General features: G+C 64.0%; 19 protein-coding genes. 10 read left to right on the forward strand and 9 right to left on the reverse strand.

The genetic code is table 11. From position 1 onward, the window contains the following. Positions 1–102 precede the first annotated feature (102 nt). Together C0Z16_RS14030 and C0Z16_RS14035 are read left to right on the forward strand one after the other, a co-directional pair. On the forward strand, positions 103–1,392 hold the full coding sequence (locus C0Z16_RS14030; RefSeq protein WP_102632751.1) for a 4-aminobutyrate--2-oxoglutarate transaminase: 1,290 nt from the start codon (positions 103–105) through the stop codon (positions 1,390–1,392). Between the two features lie 12 nt (positions 1,393–1,404). Further along, positions 1,405–2,865, forward strand: a complete 1,461-nt coding sequence (locus C0Z16_RS14035; RefSeq protein ID WP_102632752.1) for an NAD-dependent succinate-semialdehyde dehydrogenase — start codon at positions 1,405–1,407, stop codon at positions 2,863–2,865. Positions 2,866–2,942: 77 nt separating this feature from the next. On the opposite strand, the gene C0Z16_RS14040 is transcribed toward C0Z16_RS14035, so the two are convergent. Together C0Z16_RS14040 and C0Z16_RS14045 are read right to left on the reverse strand one after the other, a co-directional pair. Further along, entirely contained in the window at positions 2,943–3,266 is a 324-nt protein-coding gene (locus C0Z16_RS14040) for a DUF4148 domain-containing protein (protein WP_102632753.1), read from the reverse strand. A gap of 110 nt (positions 3,267–3,376) precedes the next feature. Beyond that, entirely contained in the window at positions 3,377–4,387 is a 1,011-nt protein-coding gene (locus tag C0Z16_RS14045) for a GlxA family transcriptional regulator (protein WP_102632754.1), read from the reverse strand. A gap of 375 nt (positions 4,388–4,762) precedes the next feature. Here C0Z16_RS14045 and C0Z16_RS14050 point away from each other — a divergent pair, with 375 nt between their 5' ends. The 5 genes from C0Z16_RS14050 (at position 4,763) to C0Z16_RS14070 (ending at position 9,307) form a co-directional block, all read left to right on the forward strand. Then, the gene (locus tag C0Z16_RS14050) at positions 4,763–5,728 is read left to right on the forward strand and encodes a choline ABC transporter substrate-binding protein (protein WP_102632755.1); all 966 of its coding nucleotides are present in this window, start codon (positions 4,763–4,765) and stop codon (positions 5,726–5,728) included. Positions 5,729–5,774: 46 nt separating this feature from the next. Further along, entirely contained in the window at positions 5,775–6,704 is a 930-nt protein-coding gene (locus C0Z16_RS14055) for a BKACE family enzyme (protein WP_102632756.1), read from the forward strand. Positions 6,705–6,778: 74 nt separating this feature from the next. Next, positions 6,779–7,744, forward strand: coding sequence for an L-carnitine dehydrogenase (locus C0Z16_RS14060; RefSeq protein ID WP_102632757.1), 966 nt, complete (start codon positions 6,779–6,781; stop codon positions 7,742–7,744). Positions 7,745–7,857: 113 nt separating this feature from the next. Continuing rightward, positions 7,858–8,367: a thioesterase family protein gene (locus tag C0Z16_RS14065; RefSeq protein ID WP_102632758.1), complete on the forward strand. Its 510-nt coding sequence runs from the start codon at positions 7,858–7,860 to the stop codon at positions 8,365–8,367. Beyond that, the gene (locus C0Z16_RS14070; protein ID WP_102632759.1) at positions 8,360–9,307 is read left to right on the forward strand and encodes an alpha/beta hydrolase; all 948 of its coding nucleotides are present in this window, start codon (positions 8,360–8,362) and stop codon (positions 9,305–9,307) included. The genes C0Z16_RS14065 and C0Z16_RS14070 overlap by 8 nt, the downstream gene beginning before the upstream one ends. 115 nt (positions 9,308–9,422) lie before the next feature. Here the strand turns inward: C0Z16_RS14070 and C0Z16_RS14075 are convergent, their stop codons facing one another. The 7 genes from C0Z16_RS14075 to C0Z16_RS14105 all read right to left on the reverse strand — a co-directional run bounded on the left by C0Z16_RS14075 (position 9,423) and on the right by C0Z16_RS14105 (position 16,665). Further along, positions 9,423–10,394, reverse strand: a complete 972-nt coding sequence (locus tag C0Z16_RS14075) for a response regulator (protein ID WP_102632760.1) — start codon at positions 10,392–10,394, stop codon at positions 9,423–9,425. A gap of 293 nt (positions 10,395–10,687) precedes the next feature. Then, positions 10,688–11,362, reverse strand: a complete 675-nt coding sequence (locus C0Z16_RS14080; protein ID WP_102632761.1) for an HAD family hydrolase — start codon at positions 11,360–11,362, stop codon at positions 10,688–10,690. Between the two features lie 56 nt (positions 11,363–11,418). Further along, the gene (locus C0Z16_RS14085; RefSeq protein ID WP_102632762.1) at positions 11,419–12,078 is read right to left on the reverse strand and encodes a DUF2894 domain-containing protein; all 660 of its coding nucleotides are present in this window, start codon (positions 12,076–12,078) and stop codon (positions 11,419–11,421) included. Further along, the gene (locus C0Z16_RS14090) at positions 12,071–12,718 is read right to left on the reverse strand and encodes an OmpA family protein (RefSeq protein WP_102632839.1); all 648 of its coding nucleotides are present in this window, start codon (positions 12,716–12,718) and stop codon (positions 12,071–12,073) included. The genes C0Z16_RS14085 and C0Z16_RS14090 overlap by 8 nt, the downstream gene beginning before the upstream one ends. A gap of 5 nt (positions 12,719–12,723) precedes the next feature. Beyond that, positions 12,724–14,994: a DUF802 domain-containing protein gene (locus tag C0Z16_RS14095; protein ID WP_102632763.1), complete on the reverse strand. Its 2,271-nt coding sequence runs from the start codon at positions 14,992–14,994 to the stop codon at positions 12,724–12,726. Positions 14,995–15,004: 10 nt separating this feature from the next. Further along, complete coding sequence (locus tag C0Z16_RS14100) at positions 15,005–15,874, reverse strand: DUF3348 domain-containing protein (RefSeq protein WP_102632764.1); 870 nt, start codon at positions 15,872–15,874, stop codon at positions 15,005–15,007. Between the two features lie 143 nt (positions 15,875–16,017). Beyond that, positions 16,018–16,665, reverse strand: coding sequence for a helix-turn-helix domain-containing protein (locus C0Z16_RS14105; protein WP_102632840.1), 648 nt, complete (start codon positions 16,663–16,665; stop codon positions 16,018–16,020). Between the two features lie 106 nt (positions 16,666–16,771). Between C0Z16_RS14105 and C0Z16_RS14110 the strand changes: the two genes are divergently transcribed. From C0Z16_RS14110 to C0Z16_RS14120, 3 genes are read left to right on the forward strand one after another with little or no spacing between them, the layout of a single operon-like run. After that, entirely contained in the window at positions 16,772–18,058 is a 1,287-nt protein-coding gene (locus tag C0Z16_RS14110) for an MFS transporter (RefSeq protein WP_102632765.1), read from the forward strand. Between the two features lie 28 nt (positions 18,059–18,086). Beyond that, positions 18,087–19,613, forward strand: a complete 1,527-nt coding sequence (locus tag C0Z16_RS14115; protein WP_102632841.1) for an amidase — start codon at positions 18,087–18,089, stop codon at positions 19,611–19,613. A 3-nt stretch (positions 19,614–19,616) separates the two neighbouring features. Further along, the gene (locus tag C0Z16_RS14120) at positions 19,617–20,858 is read left to right on the forward strand and encodes an NAD(P)/FAD-dependent oxidoreductase (RefSeq protein WP_175130672.1); all 1,242 of its coding nucleotides are present in this window, start codon (positions 19,617–19,619) and stop codon (positions 20,856–20,858) included.

Below are 20,858 nucleotides of genomic sequence, written 5' to 3' on the forward strand. Positions count from 1 at the left end.
TTTTATTTAAATGGCTCTGAAGCTAAGAGCCAAATCTCACTATAGTCGCTGCATGGGCCGCGCCATACGCGCGGCGTCCGCCGACACCGAGGAGCCACGGAGATGAACCTGAACAACGCAGAACTGAAGAGCCGCAAGGACGCAGCCACGCCGCGCGGCGTCGGCGTGATGTGCGATTTCTACGCGGAGCGCGCCGAAAACGCGGAACTGTGGGATGTCGAAGGCCGCCGCTTCATCGACTTCGCTGCGGGGATTGCGGTGTGCAACACGGGTCATCGTCATCCGAAGATCGTTGCCGCGATTCGCGACCAGTTGGACCGTTTCACGCACACGGCGTATCAGATCGTGCCCTACGCGTCGTATGTTGAACTCGCCGAAAAGCTCAACGAGCGCGCGCCCGGCGATCATCCGAAGAAGACCGCGTTCTTCACGACCGGCGCTGAAGCCGTCGAAAACGCGATCAAGATCGCGCGCGCCGCGACGGGCCGTCCGGGCGTGATTGCCTTCACCGGCGGCTTTCATGGCCGCACACTGATGGGCATGGCGCTGACCGGCAAGGTCGCGCCGTATAAGGCCGGCTTCGGTCCGTTCCCGTCCGACGTGTTCCATGCGCCGTTCCCGAATCCGCTGCATGGCGTGAGCACGGCGGATTCATTAAAGGCTATCGAGTTCCTGTTCAAGGCCGACGTCGATCCGAAGCGCGTGGCCGCGATTATCTTCGAACCGGTTCAAGGCGAAGGTGGTTTCTATCCCGCGCCGGCCGAGTTCGTGCGCGCGCTGCGCAAGCTGTGCAACGAGCACGGCATTCTGCTGATCGCCGACGAAGTGCAAACCGGCTTCGCCCGCACCGGCAAGCTGTTCGCAATGCATCACTACGACGTGGTGCCCGATCTGATGACGGTCGCCAAGAGCCTCGCGGGCGGCATGCCGCTGTCGGGCGTGATCGGCCGCGCTGACGTGATGGATGCTGCGGCGCCCGGCGGGCTCGGCGGAACGTATGCGGGCAATCCGCTGGCTGTCGCCGCCGCGCTTGCGGTGCTCGACATCATCGACGAAGAAAAGCTCTGCGAGCGGGCCACGACTCTGGGCGACCGCGTCAAGGCCAAACTGATCGCGCTGCAAAAGGATGCGCCGCAAATCGCAGACGTACGCGGCCCCGGCGGCATGGTGGCGGTCGAGTTCTGCAAGCCGGGCGGCACGGAGCCGGATCCGGAATTCACGAAGCGCGTGCAGTCGCGCGCGCTCGAACGCGGCTTGCTGCTCCTCGTGTGCGGCGTCTATTCGAACGTGGTGCGCTTCCTGTTCCCGCTGACGATTCAGGAGGCGGTCTTTGAGGAAGCGCTCGCGATTCTCGAAGACGTCATCAAAGACAGCGTTGCCGTAACGGCTTGAGGACAACGATCAATGACCACGCTCAGTCTGAAAGACCCAGCTCTGCTGAAAACCCACGCCTATCTCGCCGGCGAATGGCAAGGCGCTGACGACGGCGCAACTTTCGAAGTTGTGAACCCCGCGACGGGCGAACTCGTCGCGACGGTGCCGCGCATGGGCACAGCGGAAACGCGCCGCGCGATCGACGCCGCCAACGCCGCATGGCCCGCATGGCGCACGACGACGGCCAAACAGCGCTCGGTGATCCTGCGCAAGTGGCATGACCTGATGCTCCAGAACGCCGACGATCTCGCGCTCATCCTGACCACGGAACAAGGCAAGCCGCTTGCCGAGGCCAAAGGCGAAATTCAGTACGCGGCCGCGTTCCTCGAATGGTTCGCGGAAGAAGGCAAGCGCGTGAACGGCGACACGATTCCCACGCCGGCAAGCGACAAGCGCATTGTCGTGACCAAGGAGCCGGTCGGCGTCTGCGCGGCCATCACGCCGTGGAATTTCCCGGCCGCGATGATCACCCGCAAGGTCGGTCCGGCGTTGGCGGCGGGCTGCCCGATCATCGTCAAACCGGCGGAGGCGACGCCGCTCACGGCGCTCGCGCTCGCCGTGCTGGCCGAACGCGCGGGCGTGCCGCGCGGTGTTTTCAATGTGGTGACGGGCGAGCCTAAAACGATCGGCGCGGAAATGACCGGCAATCCGATCGTGCGAAAGCTGTCGTTCACCGGCTCGACGCCGGTGGGCCGTCTGCTGATGGCGCAGTGCGCGCCGACGGTGAAGAAAGTGTCGCTCGAACTGGGCGGCAACGCGCCGTTCATCGTTTTCGACGACGCCGATCTCGACGCCGCAGTGGCGGGCGCGATTGCATCGAAGTATCGCAATAGCGGCCAGACCTGTGTATGCACGAACCGCTTCTACGTGCACGACAAGGTGTACGACGCGTTCGCCGAAAAACTGCGCGTCGCCGTCGAACAATTGAAAGTAGGCCAAGGCACCGACGAAGGCGTGACGCAAGGTCCGCTGATCAACGACGCGGCGGTGCTCAAAGTGGAGTCGCATATCGAAGACGCGCTTGCCAAAGGCGCGCGCATTGTCACCGGCGGCAAGCGTCATGCGCTCGGCCACGGCTTCTTCGAGCCGACCGTGCTCGCGGATGTCACGCCCGACATGAAAGTGGCGCGCGACGAAACATTCGGGCCGCTTGCGCCGCTGTTCCGTTTTTCATCGGACGAGGAAGTGATCCGTCTCGCGAACGACACCGAGTTCGGTCTTGCGTCGTACTTCTATAGCCGCGACATCGGACGCGTATGGCGCGTCGCGGAAGCGCTCGAATACGGCATGGTGGGCATCAACACGGGACTGATTTCGAACGAAGTCGCGCCGTTCGGCGGCGTCAAGCAGTCAGGCCTAGGACGTGAAGGCTCGCACTATGGCATCGACGACTACGTGGTCATCAAGTACATGTGTGTGGGTGGGATCTGAATGTGAAAAAACCGGCACGTTGCGACGTACCGGTTTTTTTCGCTTGCGCGGCTCAACACCGCCGCGCTGAAACCTGATTAATGACCGACGTACACAGGAGCCGAATACGAGCTCGACGTCGTCTCAACGCGGCTGCCTGACTGCGACGAACCGTTGGTGGCCGAGCCATAGCCGCTCGTTTGAGCCGTGCCGTTTTGCGCGGCGACGCGCGCTTCGGCGGCCTGAATGTTCGCCGGGTAATCGAAGTCGTTCGACGTGCCCGGGTTGTAGCCGGCCTTTTCCAACTGGATCAACTCGGCGCGAACCTGCGCGCGGGTCACCGACTGGTTCGATTGGGCGAAAGCAGCGAGCGGTGCGGAAATAAGAGCAGCGATAACAGCAGCTTCGATCAGCGATTTCATGACTACTACCTCCAGAGATTGTTTTGTGCGGTGCTGAAGGCGGTTTGTCTTCAGCAGATGGACACAGTCTAGGAGGCCAATGACCTAGGGCAAACCCCGAATCCGTGAATTCACTGTTGCTGCTGACGTGATAATTCGCCGGCATGGGCGTTGATTAGCGCTTTCGACGGCATCAAGCCGCCGCTCACCTGCCGGTCGCTTCTCGGACTTGCGCCGAATCGCGCGCGATACGTCCGCGAGAAATGCGACGGCGACTCGAACCCGCATGCGACGCAAATCGACGTGATCGACATGTCCGTCTGTTGCAGCAACTCGCGCGCGCGAGAAAGCCGCAGTTGCAGATAGAAATGCGTCGGCGTGTCCTTGAGGGACGCGCAAAAGAGCCGTTCTAGCTGCCGGCGCGTCACGCCGATTTCCTGCGCGAGCCGATCGGGCGTCAACGGCTCTTCCATATGCTGCTCCATCGTGCCGATCACCTGAATCAGCTTGCGGTTATGCACGCCGTAGCGCGCGGCGATCTCCATGCGTTGATGGTCCGAGCGCTGGCGGATGCGGCTCACCACGAACTGTTCCGAGACCGCCGACGCCAGCGCCGCGCCGTGCTTGCGGCCGATCAGGTCGAGCATCATGTCGATCGACGCCGTGCCGCCCGCGCACGTGATACGCCGCGCGCCGATCTCGAACAGTTCCTGGCTCGCCTCCAGCGACGGATAGCGCTCGCGAAACGCCGACAGCGCTTCCCAATGCACGGTCACGTTGTCCGCACCGCGAAGCAGCCCGGCTTCCGCGAGAATGAAGCTGCCAGTGTCGATGCCACCGAGCGTCGCGCCGGTGCGTTCGAGGCTCTTGAGCCAGCCGGCGAGCTCGCGCGAGTAGCACGCAAGCGGCTCGAAGCCCGCCACGACGAACAGCGTGCGCGCGTCGTTCACTGCAGCGATTGCCGCATCCGCGTTGATCGAAATGCCGTTGCTGGCCGCGACCGGCGCGCCGTCGAGACTCAGAATGCGCCATCGGTACAACTCGCCCTGAAAGCGATTCGCCACGCGCAGCGGCTCGACCGCCGACATGAAGCCGATCGCCGAAAAGCCCGGCAGCAGCAGGAACGATATCTCTTCAGGCATCTGGCGGGGGCTCAGTCACAAAACGAAAGCAAAGCGCAGGCGAACGCGGGGTTCCCGGCGAGCGTAGCAAGCGCGTCGCGAGCGGGCAAGACGCGCCAAAATTCCCTTTCCGTGGATGCTGCGCCGCAACGCGCGGCTCCATAACGCATGCTGGTTTTCCCTCGTTGTCGCGTGGGAGCAAGAACGGGTCGCTGACGGTCGCTTTGGCCGGAATATGGGGCATTAACTTTAGGGCATTCGTGCAGTTCAGGCATCAGTCAACGTAGCACCTCACGCACCACTTGTCCGTGGGCCGCGCTTCACCGCTTCACAGCATCAACGCGGCCCTTCTAAACGCGCTGTCAAACGTGCATAAGCGTCATTAGGGGAATTGTCATGAAGTTACGCATTAAAGCCCTGCTTGCCCATCTTGCGTGCCTCGCGGCCGCTTTCGCCGCCGCCGTTACCACGCTACCCGCCTTCGCACAGGACCCACCCGCGTGCCGCGCCGTGCGTTTCGCGGACATCGGCTGGACCGACATCACGTCGACGACCGCGCTTGCGTCGACCGTCTTCGAAGGGCTCGGTTATCAGCCCGTGACGACCGTCGCCTCGGTGCCGATTTCCTTCGCGGGCCTGAAGAGCAAACAGCTCGACGTGTCGCTCGGCTACTGGTGGCCCGTGCAGGAGAAAGCGATCGCGCCGTTTGTCGAATCGAAGTCGATCCAGGTGTTGCAACCGCCCAATCTGACCGGCGCAAAGGCGACCTTCGCGGTGCCGGCCTATGCCTACGATGCGGGCCTGAAAACTTTCGCCGACATCGCCAAACATCGCGATCAACTCGACGGCAAGATCTACGGCATAGAACCCGGCAGCAGCGCCAACGCGGCGATCCAGAAGATGATCGCCACGAACAAGTTCGGTCTGGGCGGGTTCAAGCTGATCGAGTCGAGCGAAGCGGGCATGCTCGTTTCGGTGGATCGCGCGATCCGCGAGAAGAAATGGGTGGTGTTTCTCGGCTGGGAACCACATCCGATGAACATTCAGATCGACATGAAATATCTCTCAGGCAGCGAGGGGGTATTCGGTCCGAACGACGGCGAAGCGCGCGTTTATACGCTGACGTCGCCCGACTATCTGGCGCGTTGCCCCAACGCGGGCAAGCTCGTAAGCAACCTGCGTTTTTCGACGCAACTTGAAAATCTGGTGATGCAGTCGGTCATGAGCAAGGAAAAGCCCGCCGATGCCGCCAAGGCCTATCTGAAGAAGAACCCGCAAGTACTCGACGCATGGCTCGCCGGCGTGAAGACCTATGACGGCAAGGACGGCTTGCCCGCGGTCAAGGCCTATCTCGGGCTTTGATTGAGTGCGCGACTCGTGACACTTTCATTTACAGGAACTAGCACGCATGAACCATGAAGTCATTGTGACCTGCGCGGTCACCGGCGCGGGCGACACTGTCGGCAAACACCCGGCCATTCCCGTGACGCCGAAGCAGATCGCCGAGGCCGCGATCGAAGCCGCGAAAGCGGGCGCCACCGTTGCGCATTGCCATGTGCGCGATCCGAAAACCGGGCGCGGCAGCCGCGATCCGCAGTTGTACCGCGAGGTGGTCGACCGGATCCGCTCGTCTGGCACCGACGTCATCGTCAATCTGACCGCGGGCATGGGCGGCGATCTTGAAATCGGTCCGGGCGAGGACCCGATGCGCTTCGGCGCGAACACGGATCTGGTAGGCGGCCTGACGCGCCTTGCGCACGTCGAGGAGTTGCTGCCGGAAATCTGCACGCTCGATTGCGGCACGCTCAATTTCGGCGACGGCGACTACATCTATGTGTCGACGCCCGCGCAATTGCGGGCGGGCGCGGCGCGTATCCAGGAACTCGGCGTGAAGCCCGAGCTGGAAATCTTCGATACGGGCCATTTGTGGTTCGCGAAGCAATTGCTCAAGGAAGGCCTGCTCGACGCGCCGCCGCTGTTTCAGCTCTGCCTCGGCATTCCGTGGGGCGCGCCCGCCGATACGACGACGATGAAAGCGATGGCCGACAACCTGCCGCCCGGCGCGCAATGGGCCGGCTTCGGCATAGGCCGCATGCAGATGCCGATGGTCGCGCAGGCGATGCTGCTCGGCGGCCACGTGCGCGTCGGCCTCGAAGACAACATCTGGCTCGATAAGGGCGTGCCTGCAACGAACGGCACGCTGGTGCAGCGCGCGGTGGAAATTATCGAACGCCTGGGCGGACGTGCGCTGACACCCGCCGAAGGGCGGCGCAAGCTCGGCCTGCCCGCGCGTGGCGAACGGCAACTGGAACGGCGTGTGGCCGGGGCATACGCTTGAGCGTGCGGCATTGCATGCGCTTGCGAACGGCTACGGCATCGAAGAACTGATAGGCAAACAAGGAAACGTCAGCAATGGCAGTGATCGTCGATATCAAAACATTCGCCGCAATTGGCGCGGGCGTGATCGGCAGCGGCTGGGTGGCGCGCGCGCTCGCGCACGGGCTCGATGTGATCGCGTGGGACCCCGCTCCCGGCGCGGAAAAACAGTTGCGCGAGAACGTGGCCAATGCGTGGCCCGCGCTGGAACGCGTGGGTCTCGCCGAGGGGGCGTCGCCGACAAGGCTGCGCTTTGTCGATACGATCGAAGCGTGCGTCGCGCACGCGGACTTCATCCAGGAAAGCGCGCCCGAACGCGAGGAACTGAAACTCGCGCTGCACGAGCAGATTAGCCGCGCGGCGAAACCGGACGCCATCATCGCTTCGTCGACGTCCGGGCTATTGCCGAGCGACTTCTACGCGCGGGCGGTGAACCCGCAGCGTTGCGTCGTCGGGCATCCGTTCAATCCGGTGTATCTGCTGCCGCTCGTCGAAGTGCTCGGCGGCGAGTGCACGGCTGCCGAAACCATCGACGCCGCGCTGCACATCTATCGCTCGCTTTCGATGCGGCCGCTGCGAGTCCGCAAGGAAGTGCCGGGCTTTATCGCCGACCGGCTGCTCGAAGCGCTGTGGCGCGAGGCGCTGCATCTGGTCAACGAAGGCGTGGCGACTACAGGCGAGATCGACGACGCAATCCGCTTTGGCGCGGGCATCCGCTGGTCGTTCATGGGCACCTTCCTCACCTACACGCTGGCAGGCGGCGACGCGGGCATGCGCCATTTCATGCAACAGTTCGGCCCCGCGCTGGAACTGCCGTGGACTAAACTAATAGCGCCGAAGTTGACGGACGAGCTGATCGACCGCGTGGTTGACGGCACCGCTGAACAGGTCGGCCCGCGCTCGATCAAACAGTTGGAGCGCTACCGTGACGACTGCATTACAAGCGTGCTGGCGGCGATCGGCGAAGCCAAGGCGCGGCACGGACTGACGCCCGCGGATTAGCGTCAGCGCAGCCACACGCGGCACGCTGCCGCCGCCCTTGCCCTTGCCCTTGCCCTTGCCCTTACCCGCGTTGAAAACTACGCGTCCTACACGAAACAAGGAGACCCCGCACCATGCCGCAAACCGCTTCTCTGCCGAGCTATCGCGATACGGTGCGCGCGGAATGGGTCGACTACAACGGCCATTTGCGCGACGCGTTCTACATTTTGATCTTCAGTTTCGCGACCGACGAACTCATCGACCGGATCGGTTTGCCCGACGCCGTGCGCAAGCAACGCGGCCGCTCGATCTACACGCTCGAAGCGCATATCAACTATCTGCATGAGATCAAGGAAGGCGCGCGGGTGCGTGTCGATATGCGCGTGCTCGGACATGACGCCAAGCGGCTGCATCTCTATCTGGAGATGTTCGCTGACGACGGCGAGCAACCGGTCGCCGCCGGCGAGCAGATGCTGCTGCATGTGGACACGAGCGGGCCACGATCTGTTCCGTTCGATGCCGACGTCGCCGCTCGCGTGCAAGAACTGGCCCACGCGCATGCCGCGCTTGCTGCGGCAACCTATGCAGGTCGCGTGATCAGCCTGCCCGCAAGCGCACCGCGCAACCGGAGCGAGCATGCTTGAGCCGCAAATGGCTGCGTTCATCGCGAGAGCCGCTGCAATCTACCCGGGGCATACGACTTCATTGACGCCGCGCGAGCAGCGCGAAGCCTACGACCGTTATGCGGCGGCACTGACTCCGCCGTTGCCGCAAGAAGTCATCACGCACGACGCGCAATTCAAGGCCGCCGCGGGCCATTCAGTTGCCTTGCGGCTTTACCGCAACCGTGCAAAGACCGGCGCAATGCCGCGCGGCACCGTGCTGTACTTCCACGGCGGCGGCTTCGTGCTTGGATCGCTGGACAGTCATCAGCTCATCACGGCACGCCTCGCCGCTGATACCGGGCTCGATGTGATCGCAGTCGATTACCGGCTCGCGCCCGAATATTGCGCACCGGCCGCGCATGAGGATTGCATGGAGGTCACGCTCGCCGCGCTGCAACGTCGGCTGCCATTCGATTCGCCTGCCGACGGCACGTTGCAACTGGCGGGCGATAGTGCGGGCGGCACGCTTGCGGCCGGCGTGGCGATGCGATTGCGCGACGACGGCATAAAAGGCATTCACGGCCTTGCGCTGGTTTATCCGATGCTCGGCACCGATCCTCAGCCACCCGCGCGCGATACCGAAGCGCAAGCGCCGATGCTAACCCTCACCGATGTTCACGCGTTTCGCGACATGTACTGGGGGGAATCGCCGCCCTACCCCGCGTGGACCGTGCCGCTCGACGCCACGCGTTATGACGGCCTGCCGCGGACGCTGGCGATCGGCGCTGAACACGATCCGCTCAGAGACGATGCGCGCGTATTCGCCGAACGTGTTGAGGCCGCCGGTGGCGAAGCGCGGCTGTGGATCGGCGCGGGGCTCGTGCATGGCTGCTGGCGCGCCATCGAATCGAGCCCCGGCGTGCAAGCCATGCATGAGGAAGTGTGCCGCTTTCTGTGCGCAAAAGCCGGCACAGCTTAAGCGGTCAGGGATAGCCGTAGTTAACCGCGTAATCGACCGCTGCAAACGAGTAAGCCCGAGCGCCGCGAGGCAGTTGGAATGGCGTACATGGGCTCGACGTGTCGGCAGGCAGGCGTTAGCGTGTCCGGTCGCTCCGCCATTGCGCAAACGTCAAGGGCTTGACGCCCCCTTCGGCGACTTCGGACGCCTCGATCGGGCTCCAGCAGTAGAAAGCGTCGCCCCAACCGGGGACCGCTTGCGGCTTCAGCATCCTGAATTCGACGCCCGACCGATAGGCCAGATACGGCCAGAAGAGCGGCATGACCTCGCGCACCGCCATCTGTTTGAGCAACTCGGCGGGGCCGCTTTCGTCCGCGACGATTTCGCCCTGGGAGATCCAGTCGTGCTCGGCCCACGCGACGAATACGCTTGCCCTTCCCTCACGATCGAACATAAGAATCGCATTCTGCTCGGGACGCCAGTAATACTCGACAATACCTTTGTCCGCCACCAGTTCGTCGATCACCTTTCTCGTGCGCGGATCGCAATACGTCATGCCGTTCTCGCCCAACGCGAGCCAGCCCGTTTCGGAGCAGTGGCGGCTCTTGGCGTCGTTGACGAAATGAACGAGACGGTTCGCGGAATCCGCGTCGGTCTTGCGCAGATATAAATCGACGATACCGGCGTTGAAGGCTTTCACCGCGACTGTTTCGTCGGCGACGCCGGTCAGCAGAATCTTCGCGCAATGCAGGTTTGAGATCGACGAAAGGAACTCGACGCCGCTCACGCCGGGCATGTCGTAATCCACGACGACCGCCGCCACTTCGGAGAAGCGGGAATCGCGGGCCAGCACATCGCGCTGCGGCGACGTTTCGACAAAGCGCTCAAAACCCGTCTCGCTCAGGCACGCGGAAGCCGGCGCAAATTCCAGCGAATTCTCACGCGCGTGTTGGCGGATGAAAGCGAGTCCCGTTTGAGGGCGCGAGAAAAAAAGATTGGTGGACACATCCGGAAAGAAACGGCGCAGCGCGTCGAGGTAGCTGTCGTTGTCATCTACGAAGACAACCGTTGTCGGATAGGAGACGGGTGGTCGAATAAACTTGTTCATATTTTCACGTGTTTCGTCAGGCGGCCGCAGGAAGATTACCGTGACAGGCTCCCCGGTCACCGCATGCGCTCACGTGGAACATGCCGGCGCGCCGCACCCTGCGTGCACGCCGGTCTTTCTATCGCTGGTTGCCTGGCCGGTTCCCGTTGAGCCATATAGTACAGGGCTCTTGGCATCAAAAGTACAAACTTACGTGCTTTTGCCGCAGCGTATGCGCGTTGAATAAAGCGAATAAGCGATGCTGAAACGAGTCGCTGGGAGCGCGCTATTTTGCGTGCATCCGATGCCGGCGATCATGGCCGTGCGGCCACTTCGTCCAGATGATCCAGCAGATCCGCGGGATCGTCATACACCCGCAGTGCGCCCGCGCGTTCGAGCTCTTCCGTGCCGTAGCCGCCCGACAGCAATCCCACGCCGAGCGCACGGCAGCGTCGCGCCGCGAGCATGTCCCAGATGCTGTCGCCGACCACGACCGAGTGCTCGATCGCAACGCCGAGGCGTTCCGCCGCCGCGATGAAAAGGTCCGGGTCGGGCTTCGCGTATTTGACGTCGTCGCGCGTGACGACCACCGCTTTCGCCGGATCGACGCCGAGCGCTTCCAGATTCAGCGCCGCTGTTTCCATGCGGCCGCTGGTGGCCACCGCCCAAGGCGTTCCGGCTTGCGTCAGCGCATCGAGCAATTCCCGCGCGCCGGGCAGCGGACATACTTGCGCGCGCAACCGTTGATAAGCCGCCGCGTGCGCATGACGCAGACGCTCACTGCGCTCGGCGCTGATATCGCCGTGCGTCTCACGCAAAAGCTGATTGGTGAAGAGCCCGCCGCTCATGCCGATCTTTCGATGAATCCGCCAGACCGACAGCGGGATGCCCTCTCTGTCGAGTGCTTCTTTCCAGGCCAGCACGTGCTGATAGACACTGTCGACGAGCGTGCCGTCGAGATCGAACAGAAATGAGGTCTGGATTCGCATGGTGGGCTCCTTGATGGCTACTCCCCCCAATATGCCACGGCCGAAGCCGTCCGGCATCAGCGCGTTTTGCCGCGAGCGCCCTTGCCGGCGGTCCCCGCGCGCGGCGCATCCTTGCTGGCCGGGGCGCCGCCGCTCAACTGCTCCATCCACGACAACGCGTCGACATACGACAGGAACTGTTTCAGATAACCCGGCGACAACTCGCGCATCAGCGAAAGCGAGCGATGCACGAGGCTGCGCGAGTTCAGCGGACCGGCGTTGCCGGGCGCCGGTTGCAACGACTGCCGCAACTGCTTTTCGGTGCGGACCTGGGCCCACGTCTGTCTGAAGTAATCGAGCGCGGGCAGTTCAGGGTACGGGGCGTGACCGGGTTCGTATTGCTGCGCCTCGGTGTGCATGTAGTCGACCAGTTGCGCGAGCGCGCCGGGTGTCGGCTCGCCTTCGGATGCAGCAGGATGGGTAGCCGCATGGGTATCCGCTGGCGTGGATGTTGTTCGTTCCATGTCCCGCGCATACGCTTCGAGCAGGCCGGACAGCTTTTCGTCGAGCACACGCCGCGTCTTGCCGCTCTGCGCGGCGACACGCCGCTCCAACGCGTCGATGAAACGAAAACGCATCGGGTCGAGGCGATCGGCGCCGCGCTCGCGCCAGGCGTCGAGCGTGGCCCGCGGCGTCCGTGTCGTCTCAGTCACGGGGACGCTCACGCTGTCACTCATGGGGCTTTCCCGCCGCCGCCGACAGCCTCGGAACCGGCGCAATTTCCACGCGGCGGTTGCGCGCCCGCCCCTGCTCGTCGGTATTCGAACTCACGGGTTGAGCCGAGCCGAACGCCGCCGCGAACACCGACGACGCCGGCACACCCGCATCGATCAACGCACGTGTCACCGTCAGCGCGCGCTGCGCCGACAGTTCCCAGTTATCCGCGAAACGGCGGTTGCCTTCGCGCAGCCGCTGGTCGTCGGTAAAGCCGCTCACCATCAGGATCTCGTCGTTGGCGCGCAGATAGGCGGACAACGGCCCCGCCAGGCTCTTCAACAGATCACGCCCTTGCGGCTGCAACTGGTCGGAGTTGAGCGCGAACAGCACATTGCCGCTGATGCCGATACGCCCATTGACCAGCGTCACGCGGCCCGCCGCAAGCGGTCCGGCCAGCGCCTGTTCCAGCGTCTTGCGGCGCTGCGTTTCCAGCTGGCGCTGTTTGACCTCCTGCTCGAGCTTGTTCGACAGTTCCAGCTGCACGCCGATGACGGCCACCAGAATCAGCATGAACGCGCCGAGCAGCACGGACATCAGGTCGCCGAACGCAGCCCATATCGGTGCGCCAGGCTCCACGCCGCCGTCGATGTCCTCGCTCATCCCGCTCATGCCGCTTCAACTCCATCCGTTGCGCGCCGCGCCGCGAGCTGCTGCAAGTCTTCGACGATCTGCTTCTGCGACATCACGCTCAGATCGACAACCTCGCGCGCCTGCGCCACGTAGTAGGCGAGCTGTTCATCGCTGCGCGTGAGCGACTTGTCGAGCGCGGTTTCGATCCGTTCCAGATGCGCGACGAGCTTGTCGTTGGACTCGCCGAACGACTGCACGGCCGCACCGAACGCTTCGCCGAGGCTCGCCACCTCGACGGCGCCGCCGGTGATCTGCGCGGCAATGGTGCCGATCCTGTCCGCTTCGGCCTCGACCTTGTCAGTGAAGCGCGTGCCGACGCGCTCCAGTAAATCCGCCGACGTCGCGACAAGCGCGTCGACTGCCGTGCGTTGTTCCGTCGATGCATGATTCACCGCATCGAGCAGCGTTTCGAGCGTCTCCAGCAGGCGGCTGCGTTCTTCCAGCATCGCGGTGTCGCGCACCATGCTGTCGGAGAGCTTCTGGCGCAGTTCGGCGACCACCTCGGCCGCGGCCTTCGGCGCCTCGGACGCCGCTTGCACGAGTCGCGAAATTTCGACGATGGTCTCTCTTGCATGCGCCTGCGTCTGCGCCGAGATGTCGCGCGCGGTCTGCGCGAGCGTGTCGCAAATCTCCTGCTGACGGCTCGCCGTGCGCTCGCCCGCTTGCTGCCATTCCTTGCCGAGCGTGACCGCCATCGAATCGAGCTTCGCGGTCCACGCCGCGAGGCGCTCTTCGCTGCGCTCGCCTGCCTGCTCCCATTCCTTGCCGAGGGTGGCAGCCGTCGAACCGAGCTTCGCCGTCCACGCCGCGAGCCGCTCTTCGGTGCGCTCGCCCGTTTGCTCCCATTGCTTGCCGAGCGTGGCCGCCATCGAACCGAGCGTCGCGGTCCAGGCCGCGAGCCGCTGTTCGTCGCGCGACGCGAGTTCGGTCTGCAAGTCCGCGTGCGACTGTCCGACGGTGTGCAGCAACGACGCCGAGTGCTGTCCGAAGGTCGCGGCCGCGGCAGTCAGCGCCTGTTCGTGACGCGCCGCCAGCGTCGCGCCGGCTTGCTCCTGACGCGACAGCGCCTCGTTCCATGCTTGCGATACGTTGCCCGCTGCGGTTTCCAGCCGCGCGGACACGCTGTCGATCAAACCGGCCGAACGCTGTTCGAAGGTCTGCGTAAAGTGATCCAGCGACAAGCGCAACTGCTGCGTCAGTTCCTCGCTCGAACGCTGATGTCCGGCGAGCGCCTTGTTCCAGATGTCGGCGACCGTCGCGGTGGCCAATTCGAAACCGCTCGACAACCCGTCGAGTTGCCGCTGCACCGCCTGCGACACGCTCTCGTGCAAGGCCGAGCTTTCGCGCGCGAGGCCGGCCATCGTCGCCTGCATGACGGGTTCCAAAGCCTCGCCAGCGGCGCGCGTGCTGTCGGCGACGCTCTGCTTGAGCGACTGCTCGACCGATGCCGCGAGGCACGTGTACGCGGCCTGAGCCTTGCCGTGAAATGCTTCCTGGCTCGCGAGTTGCCGCTCGTTGAACGCGAGGCTGTGCTGCTCCATCGCGGCCATCATCGTCTGTAGACGGTCGACCAGTGTCGGCATGAGCTCGGCTTGCCGCTGCAAAAGCCGGAAGCTTTCGTCGCGCTGATGAGCCTGCGAGTAGATGCGCAAGCTCGTCGCGATCTTGACGTCGAGCCGTTGCGCCGCTTCCAGCCGCTCGCGGCGGCACAACGCGGACAGCAGGCCGAGCATCGCCGAGCTCGCCACGCCCGCAATCGACGTCCCGAACGCGAATCCGAGCCCCTTGACCGGCGCGGCCAGCGAAGCGCGGATCGCCGCGAGATCGGTCGCGCCTTCGAGCGCCATGCCGGTGCCGCGCAGCGTCACCACCATGCCGAGCAGTGTGCCGAGCATGCCGAGCAACACCAGCAAGCCGACGAGGTAAGGCGTAAGCGCGGGCCCCGGCAGCGCGACTCGCTCTCCTTCGATGCGAAGGCGCACCGCATTGCGCAGGCTCGGATGCAGCAGTTCGAGCCAGGCGCCAAGCCGCGGCGGCGGCTCAGACAGGTCCGCGACGGCGCGCGTGAGCGTCGACGTGGCCTGGCTGTAGCGCCGCAATTCGAGCGCGCCCGTCAGATAGCAGGCGCCGATCAGCAGCGTGACAGCCAGCGCCAGCCAGTTCGAACCGACATAGCCGATGGCAATGCCGCCCACCGCGGCGAGACCTGCCGCGAACAAAACGAGATCAATACGATATCTGGACATGGTGTCCCGGTTAGCGAGTACGAAGGGCGGCGAGCAGCCCTTCGACCGGTTGTAAACGAACATCCAGCTCGGCAAGCAACACGCTCTGCATGTCTTTGCGGAATACGTCGAGCCAGGCGCCGGGCGCGACCAATTGAGCGTGCTTCGGCGATGCTTTTGCGGCGTCGGCGGCTTGGGCCGCTGCGGCGGAGTGGACGGTGAGGCTTGCGATCTTTGCGCCTTCCTCGGCTCGCGCGGCTTGCGCGGCATCGTCCGCCGTTTGCTCGACGGCCTGCGCCTGCCGTGCGGCGTCGCGTAAGCGCTCGAAGTGCCCCGCGAGCAACACGGGCACGGTGGCGAGCAGGTTCCGCTCGCGCTCGCTCAGTGCGCGCTCCATCACAGCATCCAGCACCGCTAGACGGCCCATGGCGGGCGACTTCGCGGCCAGCAACGCGCGCAGCCGGCCGCGCAAATTGCCGACGCCCGTTTCCATCGATTGCTGCAGGGCCACGTAGCGTTGACGAAACTGCGCGTAGTCGACCGGTACGGCCGGCGCGGCCTGCATTTCCGCGGACGCGCGCTGCTGTGCGACGTGCACGAAACGGCGCCGCTTGTCGGCGGCAAACATGCTGTCGCCCGCGATGGTTTTCACCAGCGACGCACGCACGCGCGCGCATTCCGCTTCTTCGGCGCTGCCGAACGCTCGCGCGCCCGCGGGCACCGCGAGCGGCGCGCCGGTGAGCGCCGACGACAGTGCGATCGCGTCCGTCCAGCCGAGCCAGTCGCTCAACCGGTCAGACAGCGATTGCCGGAATTCGGGAACGTCGACATCGGCGAGACGCGCCAGCAGGCGGACAAGCGCCGGGCCGCTGAGAGCTGTGCGCTGGGGGGCTTGCAACATACCACCGAATGCAAAAAAGTGAGCAGTTTACACGCAGACGCAGGCAACGGCTTCCGCCGCGTGAAGATTGGTCGGCAACACAGCCGCGTTCCGGCGTTGTAGAGACGCTCGATGACGCCTCAAGAACCGCGTCCCACCTGCGCTCAAATAGCGCCGCGCGGACGATGTTCGTCCGCATCGACGCAACACACCAGCGCGTCGGCGTCCTCGTCGCCCACGCTCAGATAGATATGCCCAACCGAGCTGTCGAAATAGAGGCTGTCGCCCGGCATCAGCTTGAACGACTTGCCGTTTTCAAAGCGCAATTCGAGCTTGCCGCTCAGCAGAAAGACGAACTCCTCGCCCGAGTGCCGGATGTACTCGGGGAAGTCCGACACGGCGCGCGCGTGGATGTGTGCGCGCATCGGCATCATGCGTTTGCCGGTCAGACTGTTCGCGAGCATGCCGTACTCGTAGTTCGGCGTGTCGTAGATCTGCTGCTTGCCCGCCGCCGTAAACGACGGCTTCATCGCGCCGGCGCCCGGCTTGCGGCGCCGGCCGAAAATCGCGTCGAACTCGAGTTCCAACGAATGCGCGAGCGCCGCGAACTTGTCGTACGTCAGCGCGATATCGCCGCGCTCAGCCTTCGAGATCGTCGATACCGCTATGCCCGAGCGCTCCGACAACTCGGCCAGCGTCAGCCCGCGCGCTTTGCGCGCCTGCCGCAAATGCCCGCCCACCAGCTTGTGATCGAGCAAAGGCGGCGCTTCGTGCACGGCCGCTTTCTGTTGTTCCATTACGGCTTTGGCCATCTGATCCGCTTCCACTTGCCATGAAAATTTCTCGGATATGAGAAATTTATTTTTTCTCATATATGATAACTCACGTCGATTCCACCTTTCCTGTGGGAACCCTATCGTGTCCACCCTTGCTCTCAGTAAGTCCGGTTTGACGAAAACCCGCGTCATCACCGCCACGACCATCGGCACGGCGCTCGAATTCTACGACTTCACGATCTACAGCTTTTTCGCGATCCAGATCGGCCAGTTGTTCTTTCCGGGCGCGTCGCCAGTCAACCAGTTCCTGCTTTCGATCGGTGTATTCGGCGTCGGCTTCATCGTCCGGCCGCTCGGCGGCGTCGTGATCGGTGCGTACGCGGACCGCGCGGGTCGCAAGAACGCGATGGTCCTCACTATCATGCTGATGGCGCTCAGTTGCGCGATGATCGCGTGCGCACCTACTTACGCGGTCGCGGGTTTCGTCGCGCCGCTGATCGTGCTCGTGGCGCGCCTGATTCAGGGCTTCGCGGCGGGCGGCGAGTTCGGACCCGGCACCACATTGCTGGTTGAGTACGCAACCGACGACACCCGCGCCTTCTTCGCAAGCTGGAACTTCGCGGCGACCGCTGCGGGGCTCGTGCTCGGCGCACTGGTGGCGACGCTCGTCAACGTGTTGTTGCCCAAGCAAGCGGTGCTCGAATGGGGCTGGCGCATTCCGTTCGTGCTCGGCATCGTCGCGGCGCCGGCCGGCATGCTGATCCGCAGGCGGCTCGAAGAAACCCTGCCGGGGCGCAAGCCTGGCGAAGCCGCGCCGCGGGGCGCGCTGAAGGCCGCGCTGACCACGCATCTGAAGCTGACGATTCTCGGCACCTTCGCCGAATTGGGTGGCTCGGTTTCCGTCTACATCACCGCGTTTTTTCTGCCGAGCCATGCGGTGCGCGCACTGCATCTTTCTTCCACGGCCGCGGTCATCTCGGGTATCGTCAGTTCGCTTGCCCTGTTCGTCGCGGCGCCGCTTACGGGCATGCTCGCGGATCGCTTCACCCGCAAGCGCGTACTCGTGATTTCGCGCGTGGTGATGCTGTTGCTCGTCTATCCGGCGTTCGCGTTTCTGAGCGCGCATCCGTCGATGGCCGCGCTGTGCATCGTATCCGCGTTGCTGGCCGTGTTCGTGTCAGGGCAGATCGTGCCGGTACTGGTGATGATTCCCGAGCTGTTCCCCAAGCATGTGCGCGCCACGGGGATTGCGTTGACCTACGTGGTGAGCGCATCGTTCTTTGGCGGGTTCTCGCCGTTTGTCGCAAGCTGGCTGATCGTGCGCACGGGCAATCCGCTTGCGCCAGCCTGGTATGTCGCCGCCGCGTGCGCGATTTCTCTCGTGCCGGTGATCTGGCTAAAAGACCGTACGGGCGAAGCGCTCGCCTGATGAGGACGAAGCAATGAGCGAGAATGCAATGAGTCAAGACAACGAATTGCCCGGCCGCAGCGCGGTGCAATTGCGCCGGATGATCGGCGCGAAAGAGATCTCGCCGGTTGAATTACTCGAGGCGTGCATCGCGCGAATCGAAGCCGTGAATCCCGCAGTCAACGCGATCACCGCGACGGATTTTCCGGCCGCGCGAGCTGCCGCGAAGCGCGCCGAAAAACAGGTGCTCGACGGCGAAATGTTGGGCCTGCTCCACGGCTTGCCGCTAGGCGTCAAGGATCTGGAAAACACAGCCGGACTACTAACGACCTACGGCTCGCCGATGTCGCGCGGCAACGTCCCCACGCACGACGTGGTGCTTGTCGAGCGCCTGCGCGCCGCCGGCGCAATCGTCACCGCCAAGACCAATGTGCCGGAACTCGGCGCGGGTGCCAACACCCGCAATCCGGTATGGGGTGCGACCGGCAATCCATTCAATACCGCGTTGAATGCGGGCGGCTCGTCGGGCGGGTCTGCCGCCGCGCTGGCGTGCGACATGCTGCCCGTCTGCACCGGCTCGGACACCGGCGGATCGTTGCGCATTCCGGCTTCGAAATGTGGCGTGGTGGGCTTTCGTCCGACGCCGGGGCTCGTGCCGAACTCCCGCAAAGTGCTGGGCTGGACGCCGATCTCGGTGGTGGGTCCAATGGGCCGCACCGTCGCCGAAGCGTGCCTGCAGCTTGCTGCCACGGCCGGCCTATCCGCGGGCGATCCGCTAAGTTTTACCGTCGATCCGCTCAGCTTCGCAACACCCGCCGACGTCGATCCCGGCTCTCTGCGGGTGGGCTGGACCGAAGACTTCGGCAGTTGCGACGTCGACGCATCCATCCGCCAGGTGTTCCGCGAGCGCATTGCGCTCATCGCGCCGTCGTTCCGTTCATGCGAAGAAGTGAGCTTCGATCTCGGCGACGTGCACCGCTGTTTCGACGTGATCCGCGCGGAGAGCTTCGTCGCCGGTTTGCACGATGCCTATGCGCGCGACCCGAAGCAGCTTGGTCCGAACACGCGCGCCAACTATGAACTCGGCGCAAGCATGAGCCTCACGGATAGCGCGTGGGCGCAAGCTGAACAGACGCGCATCTTCAAACGCTTTCAGAACGCATTCCAGGAATACGACGTGATCCTGTCGCCGACTACGCCGGTGTCGCCGTTTCCATGGCAGCAGTTATACGCCGCGCAAATCGATGGACGCGAGCAGGACAACTATTACCGCTGGCTCGCGCTCACCTATGTCGTCACGCTGACGACGCATCCGGCCGTATCGCTGCCATGCGGCCTGGATGATGCGGGCATGCCATTCGGGTTGCAGATCGTCGGGCCGTTTCATGGCGACCGCAAAACGCTCGCTGTCGCGCACGCAATGGAACAGGTCTTCGCGCAGTCGCCGGTGTTGCGACGGCCGCGTCCCGACCTGTCGAAGCTCACGAAGCCGGATGCATCGCTGAAATCGATCGTGACCTCGCCTCCTATTCTGAATGAGTCCGGCTCCAACGGCTCCGGACTCTCAGCGGTTTAACAGATGACTGCAATCAAATTCGATACCGTGGTCCTAGGCGCCGGCATTGTCGGCGTGTGCGTGGCCGTGCATCTGCAAAAACGCGGCCGCCAGGTCGCGCTTGTGGACCGCAAGCCGCCCGGCAACGAGACATCGTTCGGCAACGCCGGATTGATCCAGCGCGAAGGCGTCTATCCATATGCATTTCCGCGCGGACTCGGTGCCCTTCTTCGCTATGCGCGCAACCAGTCGCTCGACGTGCGTTATCACGCCGATGCGCTCTTCCATGCCGCGCCGTTCCTGTGGAAATACTGGCGCAATTCCGACCCGGCGAAACACGCCGCAATCGCGAAGTCGTATTCGACGCTAATCGAACACTGTGTGACCGAGCACTGCGCATTGGCTGCCGGTGCGCAAGCGAGCGCGTTGCTGCGCCCCACCGGCTGGATCAAGGTGTTTCGTAGCAGCGCGGCTCAAGACGCCGAAACACGGCTCGCGGAGCAGTGGCGCCGCGAATATGGCGTCGAGTTCGAATTGCTCGACGCCGCTCGCTTGCAGCAGGCGGAACCCGATCTCGACACGGCATTGCAAGGCGGCCTGCGTTATACGCAATCCGATTCGGTGAGCGACCCGAACGCGCTCGTCACGGCCTATGCGAAATACTTCGAGACACTGGGCGGACGCTTTTTCACCGGCGATGCCAACACGCTTCGCGATGGCTGGGAAGTCACCACGGACGCGGGCACGATCGCGGCTTCATCGGTGGTGGTGGCATTGGGGCCGTGGTCCGACGGCGTGAGCTCGCGGCTCGGCTATCGGCTGCCGCTCGGCGTCAAGCGCGGCTATCACATGCACTATGCGCCGCGGGCAGGAGCGCGCCTCAATCATCCGGTACTGGACGTTGAAAAGGGCTATCTGCTCGCTCCCATGGCGCGCGGCATTCGCTTGACGACCGGCGCGGAAATCGCACTGCTCGATGCGCCGGAAACGCCTACGCAACTGGCCGCCGTCGAACCGATTGCACGCACACTGTTCCCATTGGATAAACGTCTGGACGCTCAGCCGTGGATGGGCGCGCGTCCTTGCACGCCCGACATGATGCCGGTCATCGGCCGAGCTGAAAAACATCGGGGCTTATGGTTCGCATTCGGCCACGCGCATCACGGACTCACGTTAGGCCCGGTGACGGGGCGCCTGATCGCAGAAATGATGACAGGTGAAGAAACGCTCGTGGACCCGCGTCCATTCAGAGTAGACAGGTTCTAG

Source organism: Paraburkholderia rhynchosiae, from assembly GCF_002879865.1.
GTDB classification, from domain to species: Bacteria; Pseudomonadota; Gammaproteobacteria; order Burkholderiales; family Burkholderiaceae; genus Paraburkholderia; species Paraburkholderia rhynchosiae.

Excerpts from the sequence above, each read along its gene's own strand:
- C0Z16_RS14090 (WP_102632839.1), bottom strand. The coding sequence starts at position 12,718 with ATGAGCGAGGACATCGACGGCGGCGTGGAGCCTGGCGCACCGATATGG.
- C0Z16_RS14040 (WP_102632753.1), bottom strand. The coding sequence starts at position 3,266 with ATGAAATCGCTGATCGAAGCTGCTGTTATCGCTGCTCTTATTTCCGCA.
- C0Z16_RS14045 (WP_102632754.1), bottom strand. The coding sequence starts at position 4,387 with ATGCCTGAAGAGATATCGTTCCTGCTGCTGCCGGGCTTTTCGGCGATC.
- C0Z16_RS14080 (WP_102632761.1), bottom strand. The coding sequence starts at position 11,362 with ATGCGAATCCAGACCTCATTTCTGTTCGATCTCGACGGCACGCTCGTC.
- C0Z16_RS14070 (WP_102632759.1), top strand. The coding sequence starts at position 8,360 with ATGCTTGAGCCGCAAATGGCTGCGTTCATCGCGAGAGCCGCTGCAATC.
- C0Z16_RS14115 (WP_102632841.1), top strand. The coding sequence starts at position 18,087 with ATGAGTCAAGACAACGAATTGCCCGGCCGCAGCGCGGTGCAATTGCGC.
- C0Z16_RS14030 (WP_102632751.1), top strand. The coding sequence starts at position 103 with ATGAACCTGAACAACGCAGAACTGAAGAGCCGCAAGGACGCAGCCACG.
- C0Z16_RS14060 (WP_102632757.1), top strand. The coding sequence starts at position 6,779 with ATGGCAGTGATCGTCGATATCAAAACATTCGCCGCAATTGGCGCGGGC.
- C0Z16_RS14120 (WP_175130672.1), top strand. The coding sequence starts at position 19,617 with ATGACTGCAATCAAATTCGATACCGTGGTCCTAGGCGCCGGCATTGTC.
- C0Z16_RS14100 (WP_102632764.1), bottom strand. The coding sequence starts at position 15,874 with ATGTTGCAAGCCCCCCAGCGCACAGCTCTCAGCGGCCCGGCGCTTGTC.
- C0Z16_RS14065 (WP_102632758.1), top strand. The coding sequence starts at position 7,858 with ATGCCGCAAACCGCTTCTCTGCCGAGCTATCGCGATACGGTGCGCGCG.
- C0Z16_RS14085 (WP_102632762.1), bottom strand. The coding sequence starts at position 12,078 with ATGAGTGACAGCGTGAGCGTCCCCGTGACTGAGACGACACGGACGCCG.
- C0Z16_RS14050 (WP_102632755.1), top strand. The coding sequence starts at position 4,763 with ATGAAGTTACGCATTAAAGCCCTGCTTGCCCATCTTGCGTGCCTCGCG.
- C0Z16_RS14095 (WP_102632763.1), bottom strand. The coding sequence starts at position 14,994 with ATGTCCAGATATCGTATTGATCTCGTTTTGTTCGCGGCAGGTCTCGCC.
- C0Z16_RS14105 (WP_102632840.1), bottom strand. The coding sequence starts at position 16,665 with ATGGCCAAAGCCGTAATGGAACAACAGAAAGCGGCCGTGCACGAAGCG.
- C0Z16_RS14055 (WP_102632756.1), top strand. The coding sequence starts at position 5,775 with ATGAACCATGAAGTCATTGTGACCTGCGCGGTCACCGGCGCGGGCGAC.
- C0Z16_RS14075 (WP_102632760.1), bottom strand. The coding sequence starts at position 10,394 with ATGAACAAGTTTATTCGACCACCCGTCTCCTATCCGACAACGGTTGTC.
- C0Z16_RS14035 (WP_102632752.1), top strand. The coding sequence starts at position 1,405 with ATGACCACGCTCAGTCTGAAAGACCCAGCTCTGCTGAAAACCCACGCC.